We start from the raw sequence: 19,323 nt of genomic DNA, 5'->3' as shown, positions 1-19,323 counted from the left end.
GAGTAATGAAAAATTTGATATCTCAAAAAGCACCGAACTTTACCGCTAATGCAGTATTAAATGGAAAAGATTTGATACAAGATTTTACTTTAGAACGATTTCAAGGTAAAAAATATGTATTGCTTTTTTTTTATCCAAAAGATTTTACATTTGTTTGTCCTACAGAGATATATGCTTTTCAAAACAAAATAAAAGATTTTGAAATAAGGAATGTACAAATGATAGCCGTATCTACAGATTCGGAACAGTCTCATTGGGCCTGGTTACATACTCCAAAAGAAGAAGGAGGCATATTGGGAGTCACTTATCCTATTGTTTCGGATATCAATAAAACTATATCATATGATTATGGAGTTTTATCTGGAAATTTTCATTATTGCAACAAAAATGAAAAATGGAAAGTATCGGGAGAGTTAATTGCTTATAGAGGTTTATTTATAATCGATAAATTAGGAATTATACGACATATTTTAATCAATGATTTTCCTTTCGGTAGAAATGTGAATGAAGCGATTCGTATGATCGATGCGATTCAACATCATGAAAAAAGTGGAGAAGTTTGTCCAGCAAATTGGAAAAAGGGAGAAAAAACCATGAAAGCCAATCGTGAGGGAATTATAGATTATTTGTCATATTAAAATAAAATATTCAAAAAGTATTGAAACAAAAAGTTGCATTTTATACTATAGGATGTAAGTTGAATTATGCGGAAACATCAACTATATCTAGAAAGTTTTCCAATTTATATTATAAACACGTTTCTTTTAAAAGCTATGCTGATATTTATGTAATTAACAGTTGTTCCGTAACTAGAAATGCCGAAATCAAATTTCGAATGTTAGTTCGTAAAGCAAAGAGTATGAATTCGAAAGCCTTTATTATAGCAATAGGATGCTATGCGCAACTTAATTATAAAGAAGTATCATCTATTATGGGAGTGAGTTTAGTTTTAAGATATGAAGAAAAATCTCGAATAATAGATTATATTTCTAAAAAAAAAAAGAATATTACGAAAACAGAAAAGAAAAAATATTCTTATTTTCCTTCATTTTCTATTGCGGGAGATCATAGATCTCGTTCTTTTCTAAAAATACAGGATGGATGTGATTACAAATGTAATTATTGTGTGATTCCTAGATCTAGGGGACCTTCAAGATCTGAAAAAATAGAAAATATATTGAATAATATTCATTTTCTCATAAACAAAGGAGTGAAAGAAATTGTTTTTACCGGAATAAATATTGGAGATTATCAAGAAAAAATATATACTAAAAGTAGTCATACATATACATTTTTCGATTTAATCAAAATGATAGAAGATCAAATAAAAGAAAAAGTAAGAATACGTTTATCATCCATAGAACCTAATTTGTTAAAAAACGAACTTATTGATTTTTTATCCAAAAGTAAATGTTTTGTACCTCATTTTCATATTCCGTTACAATCGGGTAGTAATACGATTTTAGGATCTATGTCAAGACGTTATAATAGAGAACTGTATCAAGAAAAAATATATAGAATCAAACAATCCAATCCTGAAGCTTGTATAGGTTCAGATGTTATTGTTGGATTTCCTGGAGAAAAACATCAACATTTTTATGAAACATATCAATTTTTGGAAAAATTAGACCTTTCATATCTTCATATATTTACTTATTCTCCAAGACCATATACAAAATCTATTTCTATGTCAGGACACGTATCTAAAAAAATTAAAAATAAACGGAATAAAGTATTGAGAATACTTTCATATAAAAAGTACCGTATTTTTTGTGAAATGCAAATTTTCACAAAAAAGACAGTACTTTTTGAAAAGTCGACTAACAATAAAAAATATTTATATGGTTATACAGAAAATTATATTAGAACTAAAATTCTGAAAAAATTAATAAAGCCAATATATTATCATAATACGTTACAAAATGTGATTCTAACGGAAATAGATAAAGATGGAATTGTGATAGCCAATCCATTCAATTAATTTTCATTTTGTGAATGTTTTCATATCATATCCACATTAAATATTTTTTCAAAAGATTTTTTAATTTGATATTTTACTTCATGAAATGAAACTTTTTTTTTGAAAAACTCTTTTAAAGAAGTGACTTTTCTATTTTGAATTCCACAAGGAATGATATAATTGAAATAATTCAGATTTGTATTCACATTTAAAGCAAATCCATGCATGGTAATCCAACGACTGATTCTAATTCCCATAGCACATATTTTTTTTTGATTATTTAACCATACTCCAGTTTTCCCTTTTTCTCTGATTCCATGAATTTTGTAATTACTCCATAAAAAATGGATAATAACCTCTTCTAAAAAACGAAGATATTTATGAATATCTTTGAAAAAATATTCTAAATCTAAAATTGGATATACAATTAATTGACCTGGTCCATGATAAGTAATATCTCCACCTCTATCTATATGATAAAACGAAACCTGTTTTTTTTTTAAAAAATCCGATGAAACTAATAAGTTGGTTTTCTTGTTTCCATTTTTTCCTATTGTATATACATGATGATGGTGTTCTACAAAAAGAATATATCCTACTTCTTTAGAAGAATAATGTTTCCTTTTTATCATATTATTAAACAACTTTTTTTGATAATTCCATGTTTTTTCATATTCTTTTTTTCCTAAGTCTTCAAAAACAAGTTTTTTTTTATCCATATTTTTTTGAAAATTTATATAATAAAAAAAACAAATGTACCTTCATTTCTTTCATTTTATATAGAAATCTATGCTCTATTTATCAGAACAACAAATTATACGAAGAAAAAAACTAGATCAATTAAAAACACTGGGAATAGATCCTTATCCTTCAGAAGAATATATCATTACTACTACTGTTCGTAAGATAAAAGATGAGTTCATAGAAAAAAAAGAAATTAGTATAGCAGGACGATTAATGCGTTTGCGTATTTTAGGAAAAGCATCTTTTGGAGAAATTAAGGATCATACGGGTAGTATTCAAATATATTTGAAGAAGAATCATTTACTTTTGGATAAAATAGAAAAGGATAAAGTTTATGACATTTTTATAAAAAAACTCCTAGATATAGGAGATATTATTGGAATACAAGGTTTTTTATTCAAAACTAAGATGAAAGAAATGACTATATATGTTCAAAAGTTTACTTTGTTATCTAAATCGATACGTCCTTTACCACAAGTCAAACAAGATAATAAAAAAAAAATATATGATGAATTTACCAATGTAGAACAGCGTTATCGTATGCGTTACGTCGATTTGATAGTCAACGATCATATAAAAAATACTTTCGTAAAACGAACTCAAATTATACAAGAAATAAGAAATTTTTTGAATCAAAAGGAATATCTAGAAGTAGAGACTCCAATATTACAATCTATACCAGGTGGAGCTATAGCTCGACCATTTATGACTTATCATAATGCACTTGGAATACCACTATATTTACGAATAGCTAATGAACTTTATTTAAAAAGACTTATAGTAGGAGGATTTCATGGTGTATATGAATTTTCTAAAAATTTTAGAAATGAAGGGATGGATCGTGTTCATAATCCAGAATTTACTGTTTTAGAACTTTATGTTGCTTATAAAGATTATTATTGGATGATGAATTTTATAGAAAGGTTTATGGAACAAATTTTCAAAAAATTTCAAGAAAAAAATAGTATACCATTCCATTCTCCTATACCACGTATTCCTATATTAGATTCGATTCAAAAATATACTGGATTTGATATAAAAAATATGGAAAAAAAAGAATTGAGAAATATATGCAGAAAATTATCCATAGAAGAAAATGAAAAAATGAGAAAAGATAAACTGATTGAAAATATTTTTGAAGAAAAATGTAAAATGCACTATGTGAATCCAACATTTATTATTGATTATCCATTATACATGAGTCCTTTAACTAAAAAACATCGGGTAAAACAAAATTTATCGGAACGTTTTGAACTTATAGTAAATGGACAAGAAATTGCAAATGCTTATTCAGAACTAAACGATCCTATTGATCAACTAAATCGTTTGAAAACACAAATAGAATCACAGGAAAAAAATAGGAATCATGATGAAAATTTTTATCTGGATAAGGATTTTATACGTGCTTTAGAATTTGGAATGCCTCCTACTGCAGGAGTTGGAATTGGAATCGATCGATTAGTGATGTTACTTACTAAAAAAGATTCGATTCAAGAAGTTTTATTTTTTCCACAAATGCGTCCAGAAAAATAAAAAATTTATGTTTGTTTCAATCCTAATACTTTCAATCCATTTACTGTAGCAATTTTTACTAATTGATCAATATTATAATAGTGACAAGCTTCTAACATTACACGTAGTTCTATCCAAAGATCTCCATCGGAAAACGGTTTGTATATATCAGATATATTATCAGTTCCTATAGCGACGATAATCCCTTCAGGAACCATTTCATCTACTGGTGTGATAGAATTGTGATTTGGAGTTAACAATTCATTTCTATTATGATCTATCCAAGCAATTGGACAAGATATGACCATTAAATTTGCTTTTTTCATTAATTGATATGTGTGATAACGATAATATTTGGAATGTGCGGCTAAAGAAATACTATGTACAGCGACTACTTTTCCTTGCATACCATGTTCAATTGTTTTTTTTGCTAATTTTTCTGTTTCTTTTTCTTGATTAGAATTAAATTGATCTACATGAACATGTACTATTTTTCCATTTTTTTTTGCTGTTTTCAATAACAAATCTAAGTGTTGATTTTCCTTTCCATCATCTTTTGCAGGTAATCCACCAATAATATCCACGAAATCAACTGATTTTTCAAACCAATATTGAGCATTTTTATCCAAAACACCTTTTAGAACTTGATTTGCAAAACAAATTTTGATAGAATTTTCATAATTTTTTTGCAACTTTTGAGCAGCTTTTAAAGCACGATCTTCAATAATTTCATCTACATCAATAAATGAACACAAAGCTTGTGTACCTTGTATTAAAAAATTTTCTAAAGCTTTTTCCATGCGCATATAAATATCTTCTTGGGTAGATAAACGTTTCATATCGTCGACTAAATACCATTTTTTTTTCAAAGAAAAATACGAGTATTTGAAATTTTTTTTTGTCAGGGTATATGCTCTATCTAAATGAGAATGAGCATTGACCCATCCACCTGATTGTTTTATTTTGTCTATCAATATTTTTTTTAAATTCATTTTTGAAATCACTTTCATCATATTATTATTTTAAATATGGGAAATATAAATGACTTATTTAGTGTCAAAAAAATTGCATGATTTATCCTATTCATTTCAACAATTATGTTGACATCTTGAAAATATAATGATCCGTTTTCAGTTTTATAATTGTTTTTTTTTAAAATAAATTGTTATTCAACTATGAATAGTATATTATTGTTGATATATCTATGGTATTCCCAAAATATAATTTTTTTTTGAATTTATTCTTATTGTATACAAATAGTATGTGTATTTTGAAAATGAATATGATATATGATTTGTTGTCCAATTTGAATATTTTTGTCTACATCATCTACTAATCAACATTTAATTTTAGGTGATAGATAATGGACCTATTGGCATCTATGTTCCTAATTTCATCATCAATGATACAAAAAAAATATTTCAATACTTTTTCTATTCATAAATGTAAAAAAACATGTTTTGGATAAACATTATCCAATGTTATCAAACGTTAATATATGTATTACAATATGTATACAAACATTTTTCATAGATTAGTTGTTTGATTGAATTAATTGGTATAATATTTTTTCATCTATTCCATAATGGAAATATAAATCAATTTATTTCTAAATTTATTTAGATTTGTATTCATTTCAAATTTTCTATCTATGAAAAATAGATTGTCCCATCGTTTACAAAACCTATCATATTCACAAACAATATCTATGTCAGCAAAAGCTCGATATTTAAAAAGTAAAGGATATGATATTATTAATTTAAGTTTAGGAGAACCTGATTTTTTGCCACCTGATTTTGTTTTAAATGCATCTAAAAAAGCTATAGATGATGGATATCACTATTATACACCAGTTTCTGGATATTCAGATTTGAAAGAAGTTATATGCGAAAAATTTTATCGTGATAATAATTTAAGATATAACCCTTCTCAAATTATAGTATCGACTGGAGCAAAACAATCTATTATGAATGTTTTGTTATCTTTACTTAATAAAAATGATGAAGTGATCATTCCATCTCCTTATTGGGTTAGTTATTTTCAAATGGTAAAATTTTGTGAATCGATTCCCGTTATCATTCAAACAAGTATGGATCATCATTTTAAAATTCAACCAGAACAATTAGAAAAGTCGATAACAAATAAAACAAAATTATTCATTTTGAGTACCCCATGTAATCCTACAGGAAGTGTATATTCTTATCAAGAATTGAAAGAACTATCTAAAATTTTACAAAAATATCCGAATATCATGGTTTTATCCGATGAAATTTATGAACATATCCATTATGATAAAAAACATCCTACTAGTATTGGAATATTTTCAGATATATATCCTCAAGTCATAACAGTCAATGGATTATCGAAATCATTTTCAATGACTGGATGGAGAATTGGGTATATTGGAGCTCCAGAATGGATAGTGAATTCTTGTGATAAAATACAGGGTCAAATGACATCTTGTACAAATTCTATAGCACAAAGAGCCGCTGTATCTGCATTAAAATCTTGTCCAAGTAAAATAAAATATATGATTATAGAATTTAAAAAAAGAAGAAATCTAGTATTAGATATGATGAAGGAAATACATGGATTCGAATTTAATAAACCTAAAGGAGCTTTTTATATTTTTCCAAATGTATCCTATTTTTTTGGAAAAACGTTACATGGAAAACGTATTCATAATGCAGATGAATTATCTGAATTGTTACTTGATCAAAGTCAAGTAGCGACTGTCAGTGGAAGTGCTTTTGGTAATGATAATTTTTTACGAATTTCCTATGCATCATCAGAGGATAAAATAATCGAAGCTTTTACAAGAATTAAATCCACATTAAATATTTAGATTTCTAAAAAAAATCGAAGGGTGAACGACCGGATTCGAACCGGCGCCCCTCAGAACCACAATCTGATGCTCTAAACCAACTGAGCTACGTCCACCATGAATCATACAAATATAACTAATAAATACAAAAGCTTGTAATAATTTGTTTACAGTAAGATAAAAGATCGCTATTAATCCATTTTGATATGGATGTTTTTTCTTGAATAGGGTATAATAAATGGACATTAGCTCCCGCATCAAGACTAAAATAAATATTTTTTTTGCTTTCTATTCTGAAATCCCATAAAGTATGAATAACGCTTAAAGTATTTGGTTTCATACATAAATAATATGGATTTGATGTCATCATCATTGCATGAAGTGTTAATGATTCATATTCTACTAACTTGCCAAATTCTGGTAAATCTCCAGTTTTTAATATTGATATCATACGATTCATATTTTGATTAGCATATTTAAACCTTTCTTTTGCATAAGGATGACGATTCATTAATTGATGTCCTTTTGAACTCAGAATTTTTTTTGGTTTTTCATCTACTATTAATATAGTATCTAACATTTTTGTAAAAATAGGATGTACTTGATATGGATATCTGATAGAATAAAGATTACTACTTCCTTTTATATATTTATGATATCCCCAAACAACTAATCCAGAATAAATAGATCGACAAGCACTACCAGAACCTAATCTGGACAAAAAAGAAGCTTTTTTGAAAAAAAATTCTTTTGTCAAAAAAGACCCCAATTTTTTTTCAATTTCCATGATACATAATGACAAAGCACTAATAGACGATGCAGAAGAAGCTATTCCACAACTATGGGGAAAAGTATTATGGGTTTCTATGATAAAATTGTAATCTTGTAAATAAGAACAATAATATGCAATTCTATGAAAAAAATTTCGAATTTTTTGAAGAAAAATATTTTTTTTTTCTCCGGATAGGAAAATTTTTAAAGAAAAATTTTTGGATTTTTTTTTTTTCATATAATAAATAAGCCGTGTCACGGTATAAACTTGTTCAAGTGAATAACTAATGGATGAATTCAAAGGTATTTGAATTTCTTTTGTATGTTTTCCCCAATATTTGATCAAAGCTATATTAGAATGGCTTTTTTTTGTAACTGTTCCATTTGATTCTATGAAATATTTTTTTTTGCTAAAAAAGAAACCATTATTTTCCGAATTCAAAATCAATTACAAATCTTTTTTTATATAATCTAACATTTTTTTATCATCTAATTCTCCTTCAGAACGAGCTATGACACAACTAGCTAATCCATTACCTATCACATTAACAGTCGTTCTAGCCATATCCATTAATTCATCAATACCGACAATAGCTAATATGGGCCAGTTAGGTAATCCAAAAGTAGCTACAGTACCTAAAAGAATGACTAAAGAAGCTCGAGGCACTCCCGCTACTCCTTTGCTAGTTAAAATTAAAGTTAATCCAATAAATATTTGCTGACTTAAGCTCAACGGTATTCCAGAAGCCTGTGCCACAAAAACAGTAGATAAAGATAAATATAAAGTAGTCCCATCTAAATTAAAACTATATCCTGTAGGAATAACAAAAGCAACAATTTTTTTCGGAACTCCTAGTTTTTCTAAATTTTCCATAAGTATAGGTAATGCAGATTCGGAACTTGTAGTAGCAAAAGCTAATGAAACCGGTTCAGATAATGCTTTGATAAAACCTTTCAATGGAACTTTTATCCATAAAAGAATAGGTAAAAAAACAACTAATAAAAAAATAAATAAAGCTAGATAAAGAGTTAACAATAATTGAAATAAATTGAACAAGACATCTAATCCCATGTTACCTACTGTATAGGCTATAGCAGATCCTACTCCTATTGGAGCAAAATACATGATGATTTTTGTGAATTTAAACATAATTTCTGACAGGCTTTCTGCAAATGTTAAAATAGGATTCCTCTTTTTTTCATCTAAAAAAACCATAGACGTTCCGAATATAACGGAAAATAGAACAATAGATAAAACATCTCCATGATATATGGATTTTATCAAATTTTCTGGAAAAACATGAATAATCGTATCTTGCCAAGATGTTTTGTGTACTTTAGGAAGAATTTGTTCTGTTATTCCTGAAGGAATGACAATTCCTACTCCAGCTTGAGATATATTAATAGCAATAAGTCCAACAAATAAAGCTAAAGTCGTTACTATTTCAAAATATAATAAAGACTTCCATCCCATATTACCTAGCTGTTTAATATTAGAATGACTTGCTATTCCAACTACTAAAGTTGAAAATAAGATAGGAGCTATGATCGTTTTGATCAATCTCAAAAATATTTGAGATAAAAAACGTAATTCTACTGCGATCTTGGGTTGGTCTAATCCCAATTCTATTCCTATCATCATGGATATTAAAATCCAAGTAGTTAAATCTTTTTTTAGTATAGCATATAAAATAAAAAAAGATATAACTAGATATCTAAATATGCAAAGACTGAACTGATTTAGTTCTAGAAAATCCCTGAAAATATGAAGAAATATATAAGTACAAACACTAATAAAAGCAATAAATAAAATTGTTTCTTTCTTTATATTCATTTCAATACTCATTTTATAAAATTCGATATATCTCCAAAAAAAAAGTATTCAAAAAAAGCAAGCAACAGACCCGTAGGGACTCGAACCCCAACTAACAGAACCAAAATCTGCTGTGCTACCGTTACACAACGGGTCTATGAAAAATGTAAATATATACCATTTTTTTTCAAAAACATGATAATTATATCTAAATTTGGATTGCTTTATGAACTTTAATCATTTTTTGATCATTCAAAACTTTTATAAATTATGTCAGTTAAAATACGTTTACAAAGAATTGGAAAAAAACATAAACCTATTTATCATATCATTGTAACGGATTCTCGTTCTCCACGAGATGGAAAATTTATTGAAAAAATAGGAAATTATAATCCTCATACAAATCCACCTTCAACGGTATTAAAAATAAAAAGTGCGATCTCTTGGTTAATGAAAGGAGCTCAACCTACAAATACGGTCAAATCTATTTTTTCCAAAAAGGGAGTACTACTTCAAAAACATTTATTAGAAGGCGTAAAAAAAGGAGCATTTACTCATGAAGAAGCTCATAAAAAATTTGATGTTTGGTATAAAAAATATAAAATTTAATCTTATATAAAAATTCATTATAATTTTTTTTTATTCACAAGAAAATGAATGATTTGGTTGATGTTATAACTACTATTTATTGAAAAATGACCTATACTTTCTCTTCTTAGAGAAAGCAAATAACTTCGACTTTCTAGAGCAATTCCAAAATCTTTAGCTATAGATCGAATATAAGTCCCTTTTCCACATTGGATGAAAAATTTTATATATGGAATACTGATTTTTAAAATATGAAATTTATCAATTTCTATACATCTAGATTGTATAAAATCCATTTTTTCCCCATTTCTGGAATATTCATAAAATTTTTTTCCTTTCTTTTTTAAAGCAGAAAAATAAGGAGGATATTGTTGAATTCTTCCTATAAATTGATTAGATGTTTCCTGAATCAATTTAGGAGTGATATGTGAAAAGGACGAAAAATTATATTCTTCAGTTTCGGAATCATAAGATGAAGTTTCGCATCCTAATTTAATGATACCTGTATAACATTTTTTATAATTTTGAATAATATTCATTTTTTTAGTACACGGACCAATAAGGATAATTAATAATCCTGTAGCAAGAGGATCTAAAGTCCCAGCATGTCCAATTTTGAGTACTTTTTTTATTCTATGAATATTATGGATATATTTTTTAATTGTTTTCACAACATGAAAAGATGTCCAACCCCATGGTTTATCGATTAGAATTATTTGTCCATCTTGGATTTCTGATAAAAATTCTATCAAAATTTTTGAATAGGTTGAACCAAATAATGTATCATCAAAAAAATGATACTTAGAAAAATTCTATAATATCCAAATAATCTAAAACTATGATTTTTTAAATATTTCATACAATATTTTACGGACATAATGGATGTAAAAAAAGATATCGTATTACCTAATAATAAAAATTTCATTTCTTTGAAAAAAAAATAAAAATCCATTGAATAATAATAATCAAATAATTTCTTACATGTAGCAATAATAATAACCGGAATAGATAAAAAAAAAGAAAATTCGATAGATGCTATTCTGTTAATATTTTGTAACATACAAGATATAATAGTGGAAGCACTTCTAGAAGTACCTGGTATTAAAGAAATACATTGAAATAATCCAATTATAAAAGCTTTGTAATAAGTAATATGGGTGGTTTTATCCAAAATGTTTTTTTCATACAAATTTTCAGATTGTAAAATGATGAGACCTCCTATAAAAAGAGATATAGCAACTATTAATGGATTATCAAAAAATATATCGGTTTTTTTTTGAACTAAAAAACCTAAAATACATATAGGAAAACTAGAAATAAAAATTTTGAAGTAAAAATTAAATTTTTGAAAAAAAATTTTTTTTCTATATAAAAATATGATCGATAAAATGGATCCAATTTGAACAGAAGTAAGGAATAAATTCGTGATTCTATCATCTAATATTCTCATCAAATAAGCAGCAATAATCATATGACCTGTAGAAGAAATAGGAAAAAACTCCGTTATTCCTTCAATAACACCTAATATAACTGATTGAATATAATTCATGGAAACCAATGTTAAACATCTATATTTGCATAAATTGCATTTTTTTCTATAAAATGTCTTCGTGGTGGAACTTCATCACCCATAAGAATAGAAAACGTTTTATCCGCTTTGGAATAATTTTCTATATGAACCTTACGTAGAGTTCTTTTTTTTGGATTCATTGTCGTTTCCCAAAGTTGATCTGCATTCATTTCTCCTAACCCTTTATAACGTTGTATGTTCATCAATTTTCTATCGCCCCCAAATTGATCAATGATATGATTTCTTTCTTTTTCATTCCAAGCGTATTGATGGTGGGGTCCTTTTCGAATAAAGTATAGTGGAGGTGTTGCTATATAAATATGTCCATTTTCTATGAGGGGTCTCATATAACGAAAAAAAAGAGTTAATATTAAAGTAGCAATATGACTTCCATCTATATCTGCATCGGTCATAATAATAATCTTGTTATATCTAAGTTTTTGAACGTTTAAAACTTTTTGATATTCATCCGTTCCAATAGTAACACCTAAAGAAGTAAATATATTTTTTATTTCTTCATTTTCAAATATTTTATATTGAACCGATTTTTCTACATTGAGTATTTTACCTCGTAGTGGTAAAATTGCTTGAAATTTTCTATCTCTACCTTGTTTTGCCGTACCTCCTGCAGAATCTCCTTCTACCAAATATATTTCACAATGTTCTGGATTATTTGAAGAACAATCGGAAAGTTTTCCAGGTAATATACTATTAACTAGGGGATTTTTTTTTTGTATTAATTCGCGAGCTTTTCTTGCAGCTTGACGCGCTTTGGCGGATAGAATAATTTTATCAATAATTTTTTTTCTATCACTTGGATGTTCTTCTAAAAAAATGTGAAATGCTTTTCCTACAATTTTATCTACTACACCACCTACTTCATGATTACTTAATTTAGTTTTCGTTTGTCCTTCAAATTGAGGATGTGTGATACGAACAGAAACAATAGCTGTTAGACCTTCTCTAAAATCATCTCCTGTAAATTCTATTTTCTCTTTATTATGAGAAAATCGACTATAACTTTCTGTATATTTTTTTAATGTCCTTGTTAAGGATCTTCTAAATCCAGTAATGTGAGTTCCTCCTTCAAAAGTATTAATATTATTCACATAAGAATAAATTTTTTCTTGAAAAGAAGAATTATATAACATAGCGACTTCTACTCTAGTGTTATTCTTTTCTCCCTCAATAAAAAGAGTATCCCTTGTTAAAGGGTTTTGATTTTTATTTAAAATAAGTAAGTATTCTTTTAATCCATTTTTTGAAAAAAAATGTTTTTTTGTATAATTTTTTTCATCTATCAAAAATAGATGTAATCCTTTGTTTAAAAAAGAAAGCTCTTTTAACCTATTAGCTATAATTTCAAATTTATATTTTGTATATTGAAAAATATCATGATCTACTATATAATGAATTTTTGTTCCTCGCATATCCGTTTTACCTAATAATTTTACAGGATAAACTGCTTTTCCTTTCAAATACTCTTGTCTATAAATCTTTCTATCACGATATATGGTGACTATAAGTTTTTGGGACAGAGCATTTACACAAGAAATTCCTACTCCATGTAATCCACCCGATATTTTATAAGAATTTTTGTCAAATTTTCCTCCTGCTCCGATTTTAGTCATCACTACTTCTAAAGCAGATATTCCTTCTTTTTTGTGGATATCAATTGGAATACCCCTTCCATTATCAAGTACTGTTATATATCCGTCTTTTCCGATCGTAACCCATATTTTATTACAAAAACCAGCTAAAGATTCATCAACTGAATTATCAATTACTTCGTACACTAAATGATGTAATCCTCTAATTCCAACATCTCCAATATACATAGAAGGTCTTAACCTGATATGTTCTATTCCTTCTAAAGATTGAATACTATCTGCTGTATAATTTGGATCAGTATTTTTATTATTTTGTTTAATCATCAAATACAATTTTTTAGAGTTTTTTTCTTCTAAAAATTTATGAAACAAATCTAAATATAGAAAAAATATTTTGATATTAATATTTTCTTATAAGAAAAAAATGTTGTAAAAAAGCATTTTTTTTATAAAAATCAATCATTTTTATAAAAAATGTATACAATTTTACGGTAAAAATACCTTGATATGAAAAAAGTAAATCAAATTATATCATACAATATGAAACAATGTATGATCAACAGTTTTTGGAAACAAATTATTTGATTTTTTGTAATTGTTCCATTTCTTCTAACCAATGTTTGATTTTCTTATGGTGTCCCGATAAAAGTATGTTTGGAACTTTCCATCCTTTATAAATGACTGGACGAGTATAAATGGGAGGAGATATAAAATTAGATTCTTTTTGGAATGAATCTGTAAGAATAGATTCTTTATTTTTAATCACTCCAGGTAATAATCTCACTAAAGTATCAACTAAAATGGCAGAAGCTAATTCTCCTCCAGATAAAATGTATTTTCCAATAGAAATTTCTTTAGAAATCAAATGATCTCGAATCCTTTGGTCAATTCCTTTGTAGCGTCCACATAGAATGATAATATTTTTCTTTTTGATTAAATATTTTGCATATTTTTGCGAAAATAGATCACCGTCTGGAGTCATAAAAATTATTTCATCATAATTTCTTTTTGATAATAGTTTAGAAAAGCATTGATCAACTGGTTCTATTCTAATAACCATACCAGATCCACCTCCATAAGGATAATCATCTATTTTTTTATATTTCCCTAATCCATATTCTTTAAGATCATGAATAATGATATCGATATATCCTTTATTGATTGCTTTTTTTATAACTGAATGATAAAATGGACTAGAAAGAATTTCTGGTTTGACACAAACAATATCTATACGCATAATTTTGTTTAATAAGATACATTTTGACTAATAATCTAATTATGAAACTAGTAAAAAAAATCTACCTTTATGAATAATTTTTAAATATGAATTATATTGTATCTATAATAGGTCGTCCAAATGTAGGAAAATCAACGTTATTTAATCGTTTTATAGGAGAAAAAAAAGCGATTGTTCATGAAATAAGTGGAGTAACAAGAGATCGAATATATGGATATTCAGAATGGAATGGATTTGTATTTTCTGTAATAGATACAGGTGGTTTTTCTTTGAAACCAAATCAATTTATTGAAAAAAAAATCAATGATCAAATATTTTTATCAATCAAAGAATCAGATGTAGTCTTATTTTTAGTAGATATAAAAGTAGGATTAGTTAATTTGGATTTAGAAATCACACATTTTATAAGAAAGTATAATAAAATTATATTTTTAGTAGTTAACAAAGTTGATAATCATAATAGTAGAAAATATACATGTCATTCTCATACAGATTTTTTTTATTTAGGATTCGTACGTTATTATTATATATCAGCATTAAATGGGAGTGGAACAGGAGAATTGTTGGATAATTTAGTTGATATTTTTCAAAAAAAAAAATTATTGTATGAACAACAAAATAAATATTTGACAAAAAGAATATCTTATCCAAAAATATCTATAATAGGTCGTCCAAATGTAGGAAAATCGACATTGTTAAATTCTTTTTTCGAAAGGGAACAAAACATTGTTACCAAAAATTCCGGAACTACAAGAGATTGTTTGGATATCATTTATAATGATATAGGACATGAATGTATTTTAGTAGATACACCTGGAATGCGAAAAAAATCAAATATAACAGAAAATCTGGAATTTTATTCCACTACGAGAGTTTTGAAAACCATACAATATACAGATGTTTGTTTACTTATGGTAGATGCATTGATTGGATGGGATAGACAGGACATGAATATTTTCAAAATAATAGAAAGGTACCATAAATGTGTGATCATCCTTATTAACAAATGGGATTGTTTCTATGAAAAAAATTGGTTTATCAAAAAACAATTCGAATTTTTGATTCGTAAAAAAATTTATCCGTTTTCCAATGTACCTATTATTTTTATATCGGCTAAAAATAAATATGGAATACAAAAAATTATCCCCATAGCATTTCAGATCATAAGATCTAAAGAAAAAAAATTAAAAACCAATATTCTAAATAAAATCATGTTACCTATTTTCAAAAAACATCCACCTACTCCTGTAAAAAATAATAAATTGAACAAATTGATAACGATTAAGTATTGTACTCAATTACCTTCATATTCTCCCAAATTCATTTTTTTTTCAAATTTTCCTCAACATATAAAAAAATCTTATAAAAAATTCATTGAGCATCAAATACGTTATCATTTTGATTTCATAGGAGTTCCAATGAAAATTCACTTTAGAAAAAAATAATTTTTATTCCGTTTTTTTGAAAATACTTTGATAACACATTTAAGAGGAAAATTAGTTGAAAAAAATAAATCCTATTTAATAATAGATTGTCATGGAATAGGATACCATGTTTATATCTCTTCATATACTTATTCCTTTCTAATTAAAGAAAAAGAAGGAAAGAATGTATATATCTACACATATCTTTTTATCAGAGATAATCAACATGTTTTATATGGTTTTTTTCAAAAAATAGAAAGAAAAATATTTATTTATCTGATATATGTTAATGGAATCGGTCCTAATTTAGCTATAGTTATATTATCATCTATTAATCCATATGAGATAATAGAATGTATATATAAAGAAGATGTCCAATCATTTAAAGGAGTTAAAGGAATTGGAATAAAAATGGCTCAAAGAATTATCATTGAACTAAAAGAAAAAATTTCAAAAGAAATCCATAAAAAAGAAAAACATGAAAAATTATTGAAAAATGAATCGTATTTAATTAAAAAAGAAGCTTTAAGTGCTTTAAACGCACTTGGAATTTCTTTTAAAAATTCGAACAAAATTCTGGAAAACATTTTAAACAATCATCCAAAATTTTCTGTAGAAGACGTAATTAAAGAATTTTTAAAAAAATTGTAAAATATTACAAAAAAAATAATACATCTTTATTAATTAAATATCCTTACTTATTATGGAACTTTTTTATCCTTTAGTTATAGGAATCCTTTTTTTACTGTCTATATTTGATCTTATTGTTGGATTAATTAATGATGCGGTGAATTTTTTAAATTCTGCAATTGGATCCCAAGTTGCTACTCGAAAAACAATAATGATTTTTTCCAGCTTAGGAATATTATTAGGAGCATGTTTATCTAATGGAATGATGGAAGTAGCGAGAAAAGGAATATTTAATCCATCATATTTTTATTTTTCGGATATAATTTTTATTTTCTTGGCGGTAATGATATCCGATATTATTTTATTAAATATTTTTAATACTATTGGGTTACCTACATCTACTACCGTATCTATGGTTTTTTGCCTATTAGGAGGTTCTTTTAGCATAGCTATTATTAAAATGGTATTAAACCATGAACCTTTTGAATACTTAACTCAATATATCAAAACCGAAACCACCATAAATATTAGTTTAGGTATTTTTTTATCTATTATCATTTCTTTTATATCAGGAACTTTAATTCATTATTTTATTCGTTTTTTTTTCAGTTTTGATTATGAAAGACGATTACCATATTTTGGTGTTATATGGACTGCTATTTCTTTAAGCAGTATGACCTATTTTCTTATTGTTAAAGGATTACATAGTTCTTTTAAAGGATTATATGGAAAAAAAATCACAGGATTTTATTGGTTTCTTCACCATGTAATAGATTGGAGTCTTCATCATTCTATTCTATTTTTATTTGTAATGTTTTTGACATGGATGATCATTGCAAAAATATTTATATCCTTAGGATATAACATATTAAAATTTGTTGTATTATATGGAACTTTTTCTCTTGCTATGGCATTTTCAGGAAATGATCTAGTTAATTTCATAGGAATTCCTATCGCAAGTATCGAATCATATAAAATATGGAAAGAAAAAGGTAGTCCTCCATCTGAAACATTCAATATGGAAGATTTATCTGGAAATGTAGAGGTATCTTCATGGGTTCTGATCTTATCCAGTATCATTATGATTTTAACACTATGGTTTTCGAATAAAACCAAACATATTACTAGTACAGAACTGAATTTAAGTAGACAAAATGAAGGAAAAGAAAAATTTTTTTCTAATTCTTTTTCTAGGGGAATTGTTCGATTTTGTATATATTTTAGTCGATTTTTTTTTCGGTTATTTCCAAAAAGATTTTTAGTTAAAATAGAAAAAAATTTTAAAAATACAAATGTGAAAAAAACAGATAATATAGCATTTGATCTAGTGAGAGCTTCCTCTAATTTAACTATATCTAGTATACTCATATCACTAGCGACTGTACAAAAATTACCATTATCTACTACATTTGTAACTTTTATGGTTTCAATGGGAACATCTCTTTCAGATAGAGCATGGGATAGGGAAAGTGCTGTTTATAGAATATCTGGTGTAATAAAGGTTATAAGAGGATGGATATTAACAGGTTTGATTGCTTTTTCTATAGCAGGAATCAATGCTACATTTTTGTATTTTTTCAAATCTTTAGCTCTATTGATTCTTTTTATTTTCATATTATTTGTTTTTTATAAAAGTTATTATAAAATAAAAAATATAGAAGAAAAGAAAACGTTTATGAACGTAATTCCTCTCACTTTAGAAAGTTCTTTAAGTCAAACTTTTGATCTTGTAAAATCTAATATTGAATGCATTGAAAACATTTATAGAAAAACAATAGAAGGAATTACAAAAGATAATATAGAAACTCTGAAACAGAGTAGAAATAGGTTTATGAAAGTAAAACAAAGTTTTTTATATGTTGAAAATTCTCTAATTCAAGTAATTAAAAAAACGGAAATAAGAGAACCCATTGCTGGAGTTTTCTACTTATACATATATGATAAAATTAAAGAAATTATTGATTCATCAGATATTTTAACAGATCAAACCTTATTTCATGTACAAAACAGTCATAAACCTATAACGTATAAACAAAAAAAAAATTTATCATCCCTTGAACTTATCATGATTCAACATTTCAATATCATAAAAAAAATAACAATAGATAGAAATTGCAAAGATATAAAATATTCTTCATACACAAAAAAAAAAATTTTTGATCAAATCAAAGAACAATTGAATCAACAAGTAATAGGTATTATTCATAATAAATACGGAGAAAAAAATACATTTTTAATGTTAAAAATTCTCCTAGAATCGAAAAAAATTTCGGTCAATATAGAAGATATACTATTTTTATACAAAAAATTTTTTGCATATCGATCATACAAAGATGATACGTATTTTTTGATGAAAAGATAAAAAAAATTAAAAAAAAAGAGGATCTTGTATGGAATTTTCGTATATACGACAAATATATACGATATAATACTTCGAATTCATTATTAGTGTCTCTTTTTCCTGTATATTCAGTCTATATAAAAGAACAAGATACATCATTAGAAAAATCAATCATATCAATTTCTTCTATTTTATTATTTGATACATGTGGAAAAAGAATATTCAATGGATTTAATCTCAATTTTCATCCAAGGAATACTTTGAAATACCAAATTATTTGTTTCGTATGATTGGAAAAT

General features: G+C 26.3%; 16 protein-coding genes and 2 tRNA genes. 8 read left to right on the top strand and 10 right to left on the bottom strand.

Annotated elements, in window-relative coordinates; all coding sequences use genetic code 11:
• The first annotated feature begins 5 nt into the window (after nt 1-5).
• The gene (locus H0H35_RS01315) at nt 6-638 is read left to right on the top strand and encodes a peroxiredoxin (RefSeq protein ID WP_185883150.1); all 633 of its coding nucleotides are present in this window, start codon (nt 6-8) and stop codon (nt 636-638) included.
• Between the two features lie 20 nt (nt 639-658).
• Entirely contained in the window at nt 659-1,981 is a 1,323-nt protein-coding gene (mtaB, locus tag H0H35_RS01310) for a tRNA (N(6)-L-threonylcarbamoyladenosine(37)-C(2))-methylthiotransferase MtaB (protein ID WP_238892373.1), read from the top strand.
• A 20-nt stretch (nt 1,982-2,001) separates the two neighbouring features.
• Here mtaB and lipB read toward each other — a convergent pair whose 3' ends face one another.
• Nucleotides 2,002-2,679, bottom strand: a complete 678-nt coding sequence (gene lipB / locus H0H35_RS01305) for a lipoyl(octanoyl) transferase LipB (protein ID WP_185883149.1) — start codon at nt 2,677-2,679, stop codon at nt 2,002-2,004.
• 70 nt (nt 2,680-2,749) lie between these two features.
• On the opposite strand from lipB, the gene lysS reads away from it, so the two are divergent.
• A complete protein-coding gene (gene lysS / locus H0H35_RS01300; protein WP_185883148.1) occupies nt 2,750-4,237 on the top strand; it encodes a lysine--tRNA ligase in 1,488 nt (495 codons plus the stop codon).
• A 5-nt stretch (nt 4,238-4,242) separates the two neighbouring features.
• Here the strand turns inward: lysS and H0H35_RS01295 are convergent, their stop codons facing one another.
• Nucleotides 4,243-5,208, bottom strand: a complete 966-nt coding sequence (locus H0H35_RS01295; protein WP_185883147.1) for an amidohydrolase family protein — start codon at nt 5,206-5,208, stop codon at nt 4,243-4,245.
• A 659-nt stretch (nt 5,209-5,867) separates the two neighbouring features.
• On the opposite strand from H0H35_RS01295, the gene H0H35_RS01290 reads away from it, so the two are divergent.
• Nucleotides 5,868-7,061: a pyridoxal phosphate-dependent aminotransferase gene (locus tag H0H35_RS01290; protein ID WP_185883146.1), complete on the top strand. Its 1,194-nt coding sequence runs from the start codon at nt 5,868-5,870 to the stop codon at nt 7,059-7,061.
• A gap of 20 nt (nt 7,062-7,081) precedes the next feature.
• On the opposite strand, the gene H0H35_RS01285 is transcribed toward H0H35_RS01290, so the two are convergent.
• The 4 genes from H0H35_RS01285 to H0H35_RS01270 all read right to left on the bottom strand — a co-directional run bounded on the left by H0H35_RS01285 (nt 7,082) and on the right by H0H35_RS01270 (nt 9,781).
• Nucleotides 7,082-7,156: transfer RNA gene (locus H0H35_RS01285), tRNA-His, on the bottom strand.
• 20 nt (nt 7,157-7,176) lie between these two features.
• Nucleotides 7,177-8,253, bottom strand: a complete 1,077-nt coding sequence (locus H0H35_RS01280; RefSeq protein WP_185883145.1) for a diphosphomevalonate/mevalonate 3,5-bisphosphate decarboxylase family protein — start codon at nt 8,251-8,253, stop codon at nt 7,177-7,179.
• Nucleotides 8,254-8,259: 6 nt separating this feature from the next.
• A complete protein-coding gene (locus H0H35_RS01275) occupies nt 8,260-9,657 on the bottom strand; it encodes a dicarboxylate/amino acid:cation symporter (RefSeq protein ID WP_185883144.1) in 1,398 nt (465 codons plus the stop codon).
• Between the two features lie 53 nt (nt 9,658-9,710).
• Nucleotides 9,711-9,781 (bottom strand) — tRNA-Gln (locus H0H35_RS01270).
• A 113-nt stretch (nt 9,782-9,894) separates the two neighbouring features.
• On the opposite strand from H0H35_RS01270, the gene rpsP reads away from it, so the two are divergent.
• Complete coding sequence (rpsP, locus tag H0H35_RS01265) at nt 9,895-10,233, top strand: 30S ribosomal protein S16 (RefSeq protein ID WP_185883143.1); 339 nt, start codon at nt 9,895-9,897, stop codon at nt 10,231-10,233.
• A 17-nt stretch (nt 10,234-10,250) separates the two neighbouring features.
• On the opposite strand, the gene truB is transcribed toward rpsP, so the two are convergent.
• From truB to trmD, 4 genes are all read right to left on the bottom strand, one after another.
• The gene (gene truB, locus H0H35_RS01260; protein ID WP_238892372.1) at nt 10,251-10,964 is read right to left on the bottom strand and encodes a tRNA pseudouridine(55) synthase TruB; all 714 of its coding nucleotides are present in this window, start codon (nt 10,962-10,964) and stop codon (nt 10,251-10,253) included.
• Complete coding sequence (locus H0H35_RS01255; RefSeq protein ID WP_185883142.1) at nt 10,961-11,761, bottom strand: undecaprenyl-diphosphate phosphatase; 801 nt, start codon at nt 11,759-11,761, stop codon at nt 10,961-10,963. The genes truB and H0H35_RS01255 overlap by 4 nt, the downstream gene beginning before the upstream one ends.
• An 11-nt stretch (nt 11,762-11,772) precedes the next feature.
• On the bottom strand, nt 11,773-13,716 hold the full coding sequence (gene gyrB / locus H0H35_RS01250) for a DNA topoisomerase (ATP-hydrolyzing) subunit B (protein WP_185883141.1): 1,944 nt from the start codon (nt 13,714-13,716) through the stop codon (nt 11,773-11,775).
• Nucleotides 13,717-13,969: 253 nt separating this feature from the next.
• Nucleotides 13,970-14,629, bottom strand: coding sequence for a tRNA (guanosine(37)-N1)-methyltransferase TrmD (gene trmD / locus H0H35_RS01245; protein WP_185883140.1), 660 nt, complete (start codon nt 14,627-14,629; stop codon nt 13,970-13,972).
• A gap of 86 nt (nt 14,630-14,715) precedes the next feature.
• Here trmD and der point away from each other — a divergent pair, with 86 nt between their 5' ends.
• Genes der through H0H35_RS01230 form a run of 3 tightly spaced genes read left to right on the top strand, consistent with a single transcriptional unit; the run spans nt 14,716 to nt 19,045 of the window.
• Nucleotides 14,716-16,074: a ribosome biogenesis GTPase Der gene (gene der / locus H0H35_RS01240; protein WP_185883139.1), complete on the top strand. Its 1,359-nt coding sequence runs from the start codon at nt 14,716-14,718 to the stop codon at nt 16,072-16,074.
• A 27-nt stretch (nt 16,075-16,101) separates the two neighbouring features.
• On the top strand, nt 16,102-16,704 hold the full coding sequence (gene ruvA, locus H0H35_RS01235) for a Holliday junction branch migration protein RuvA (RefSeq protein ID WP_185883138.1): 603 nt from the start codon (nt 16,102-16,104) through the stop codon (nt 16,702-16,704).
• 52 nt (nt 16,705-16,756) lie between these two features.
• Nucleotides 16,757-19,045, top strand: coding sequence for an inorganic phosphate transporter (locus H0H35_RS01230; protein WP_185883137.1), 2,289 nt, complete (start codon nt 16,757-16,759; stop codon nt 19,043-19,045).
• The last annotated feature ends 278 nt before the right edge of the window (nt 19,046-19,323 follow it).

Source organism: Blattabacterium cuenoti, from assembly GCF_014252435.1.
GTDB classification, from domain to species: Bacteria; Bacteroidota; Bacteroidia; order Flavobacteriales; family Blattabacteriaceae; genus Blattabacterium; species Blattabacterium cuenoti_X.
This window is presented reverse-complemented; position numbering and strand designations above follow the sequence as displayed.

Coding starts and splice junctions, on each gene's coding strand:
- lysS (WP_185883148.1), top strand. CDS start 2,750: ATGCTCTATTTATCAGAACAACAAATTATACGAAGAAAAAAACTAGAT.
- H0H35_RS01230 (WP_185883137.1), top strand. CDS start 16,757: ATGGAACTTTTTTATCCTTTAGTTATAGGAATCCTTTTTTTACTGTCT.
- gyrB (WP_185883141.1), bottom strand. CDS start 13,716: ATGATTAAACAAAATAATAAAAATACTGATCCAAATTATACAGCAGAT.
- H0H35_RS01315 (WP_185883150.1), top strand. CDS start 6: ATGAAAAATTTGATATCTCAAAAAGCACCGAACTTTACCGCTAATGCA.
- rpsP (WP_185883143.1), top strand. CDS start 9,895: ATGTCAGTTAAAATACGTTTACAAAGAATTGGAAAAAAACATAAACCT.
- H0H35_RS01255 (WP_185883142.1), bottom strand. CDS start 11,761: ATGAATTATATTCAATCAGTTATATTAGGTGTTATTGAAGGAATAACG.
- H0H35_RS01290 (WP_185883146.1), top strand. CDS start 5,868: ATGAAAAATAGATTGTCCCATCGTTTACAAAACCTATCATATTCACAA.
- der (WP_185883139.1), top strand. CDS start 14,716: ATGAATTATATTGTATCTATAATAGGTCGTCCAAATGTAGGAAAATCA.
- trmD (WP_185883140.1), bottom strand. CDS start 14,629: ATGCGTATAGATATTGTTTGTGTCAAACCAGAAATTCTTTCTAGTCCA.
- lipB (WP_185883149.1), bottom strand. CDS start 2,679: ATGGATAAAAAAAAACTTGTTTTTGAAGACTTAGGAAAAAAAGAATAT.
- H0H35_RS01275 (WP_185883144.1), bottom strand. CDS start 9,657: ATGAGTATTGAAATGAATATAAAGAAAGAAACAATTTTATTTATTGCT.
- H0H35_RS01295 (WP_185883147.1), bottom strand. CDS start 5,208: ATGAATTTAAAAAAAATATTGATAGACAAAATAAAACAATCAGGTGGA.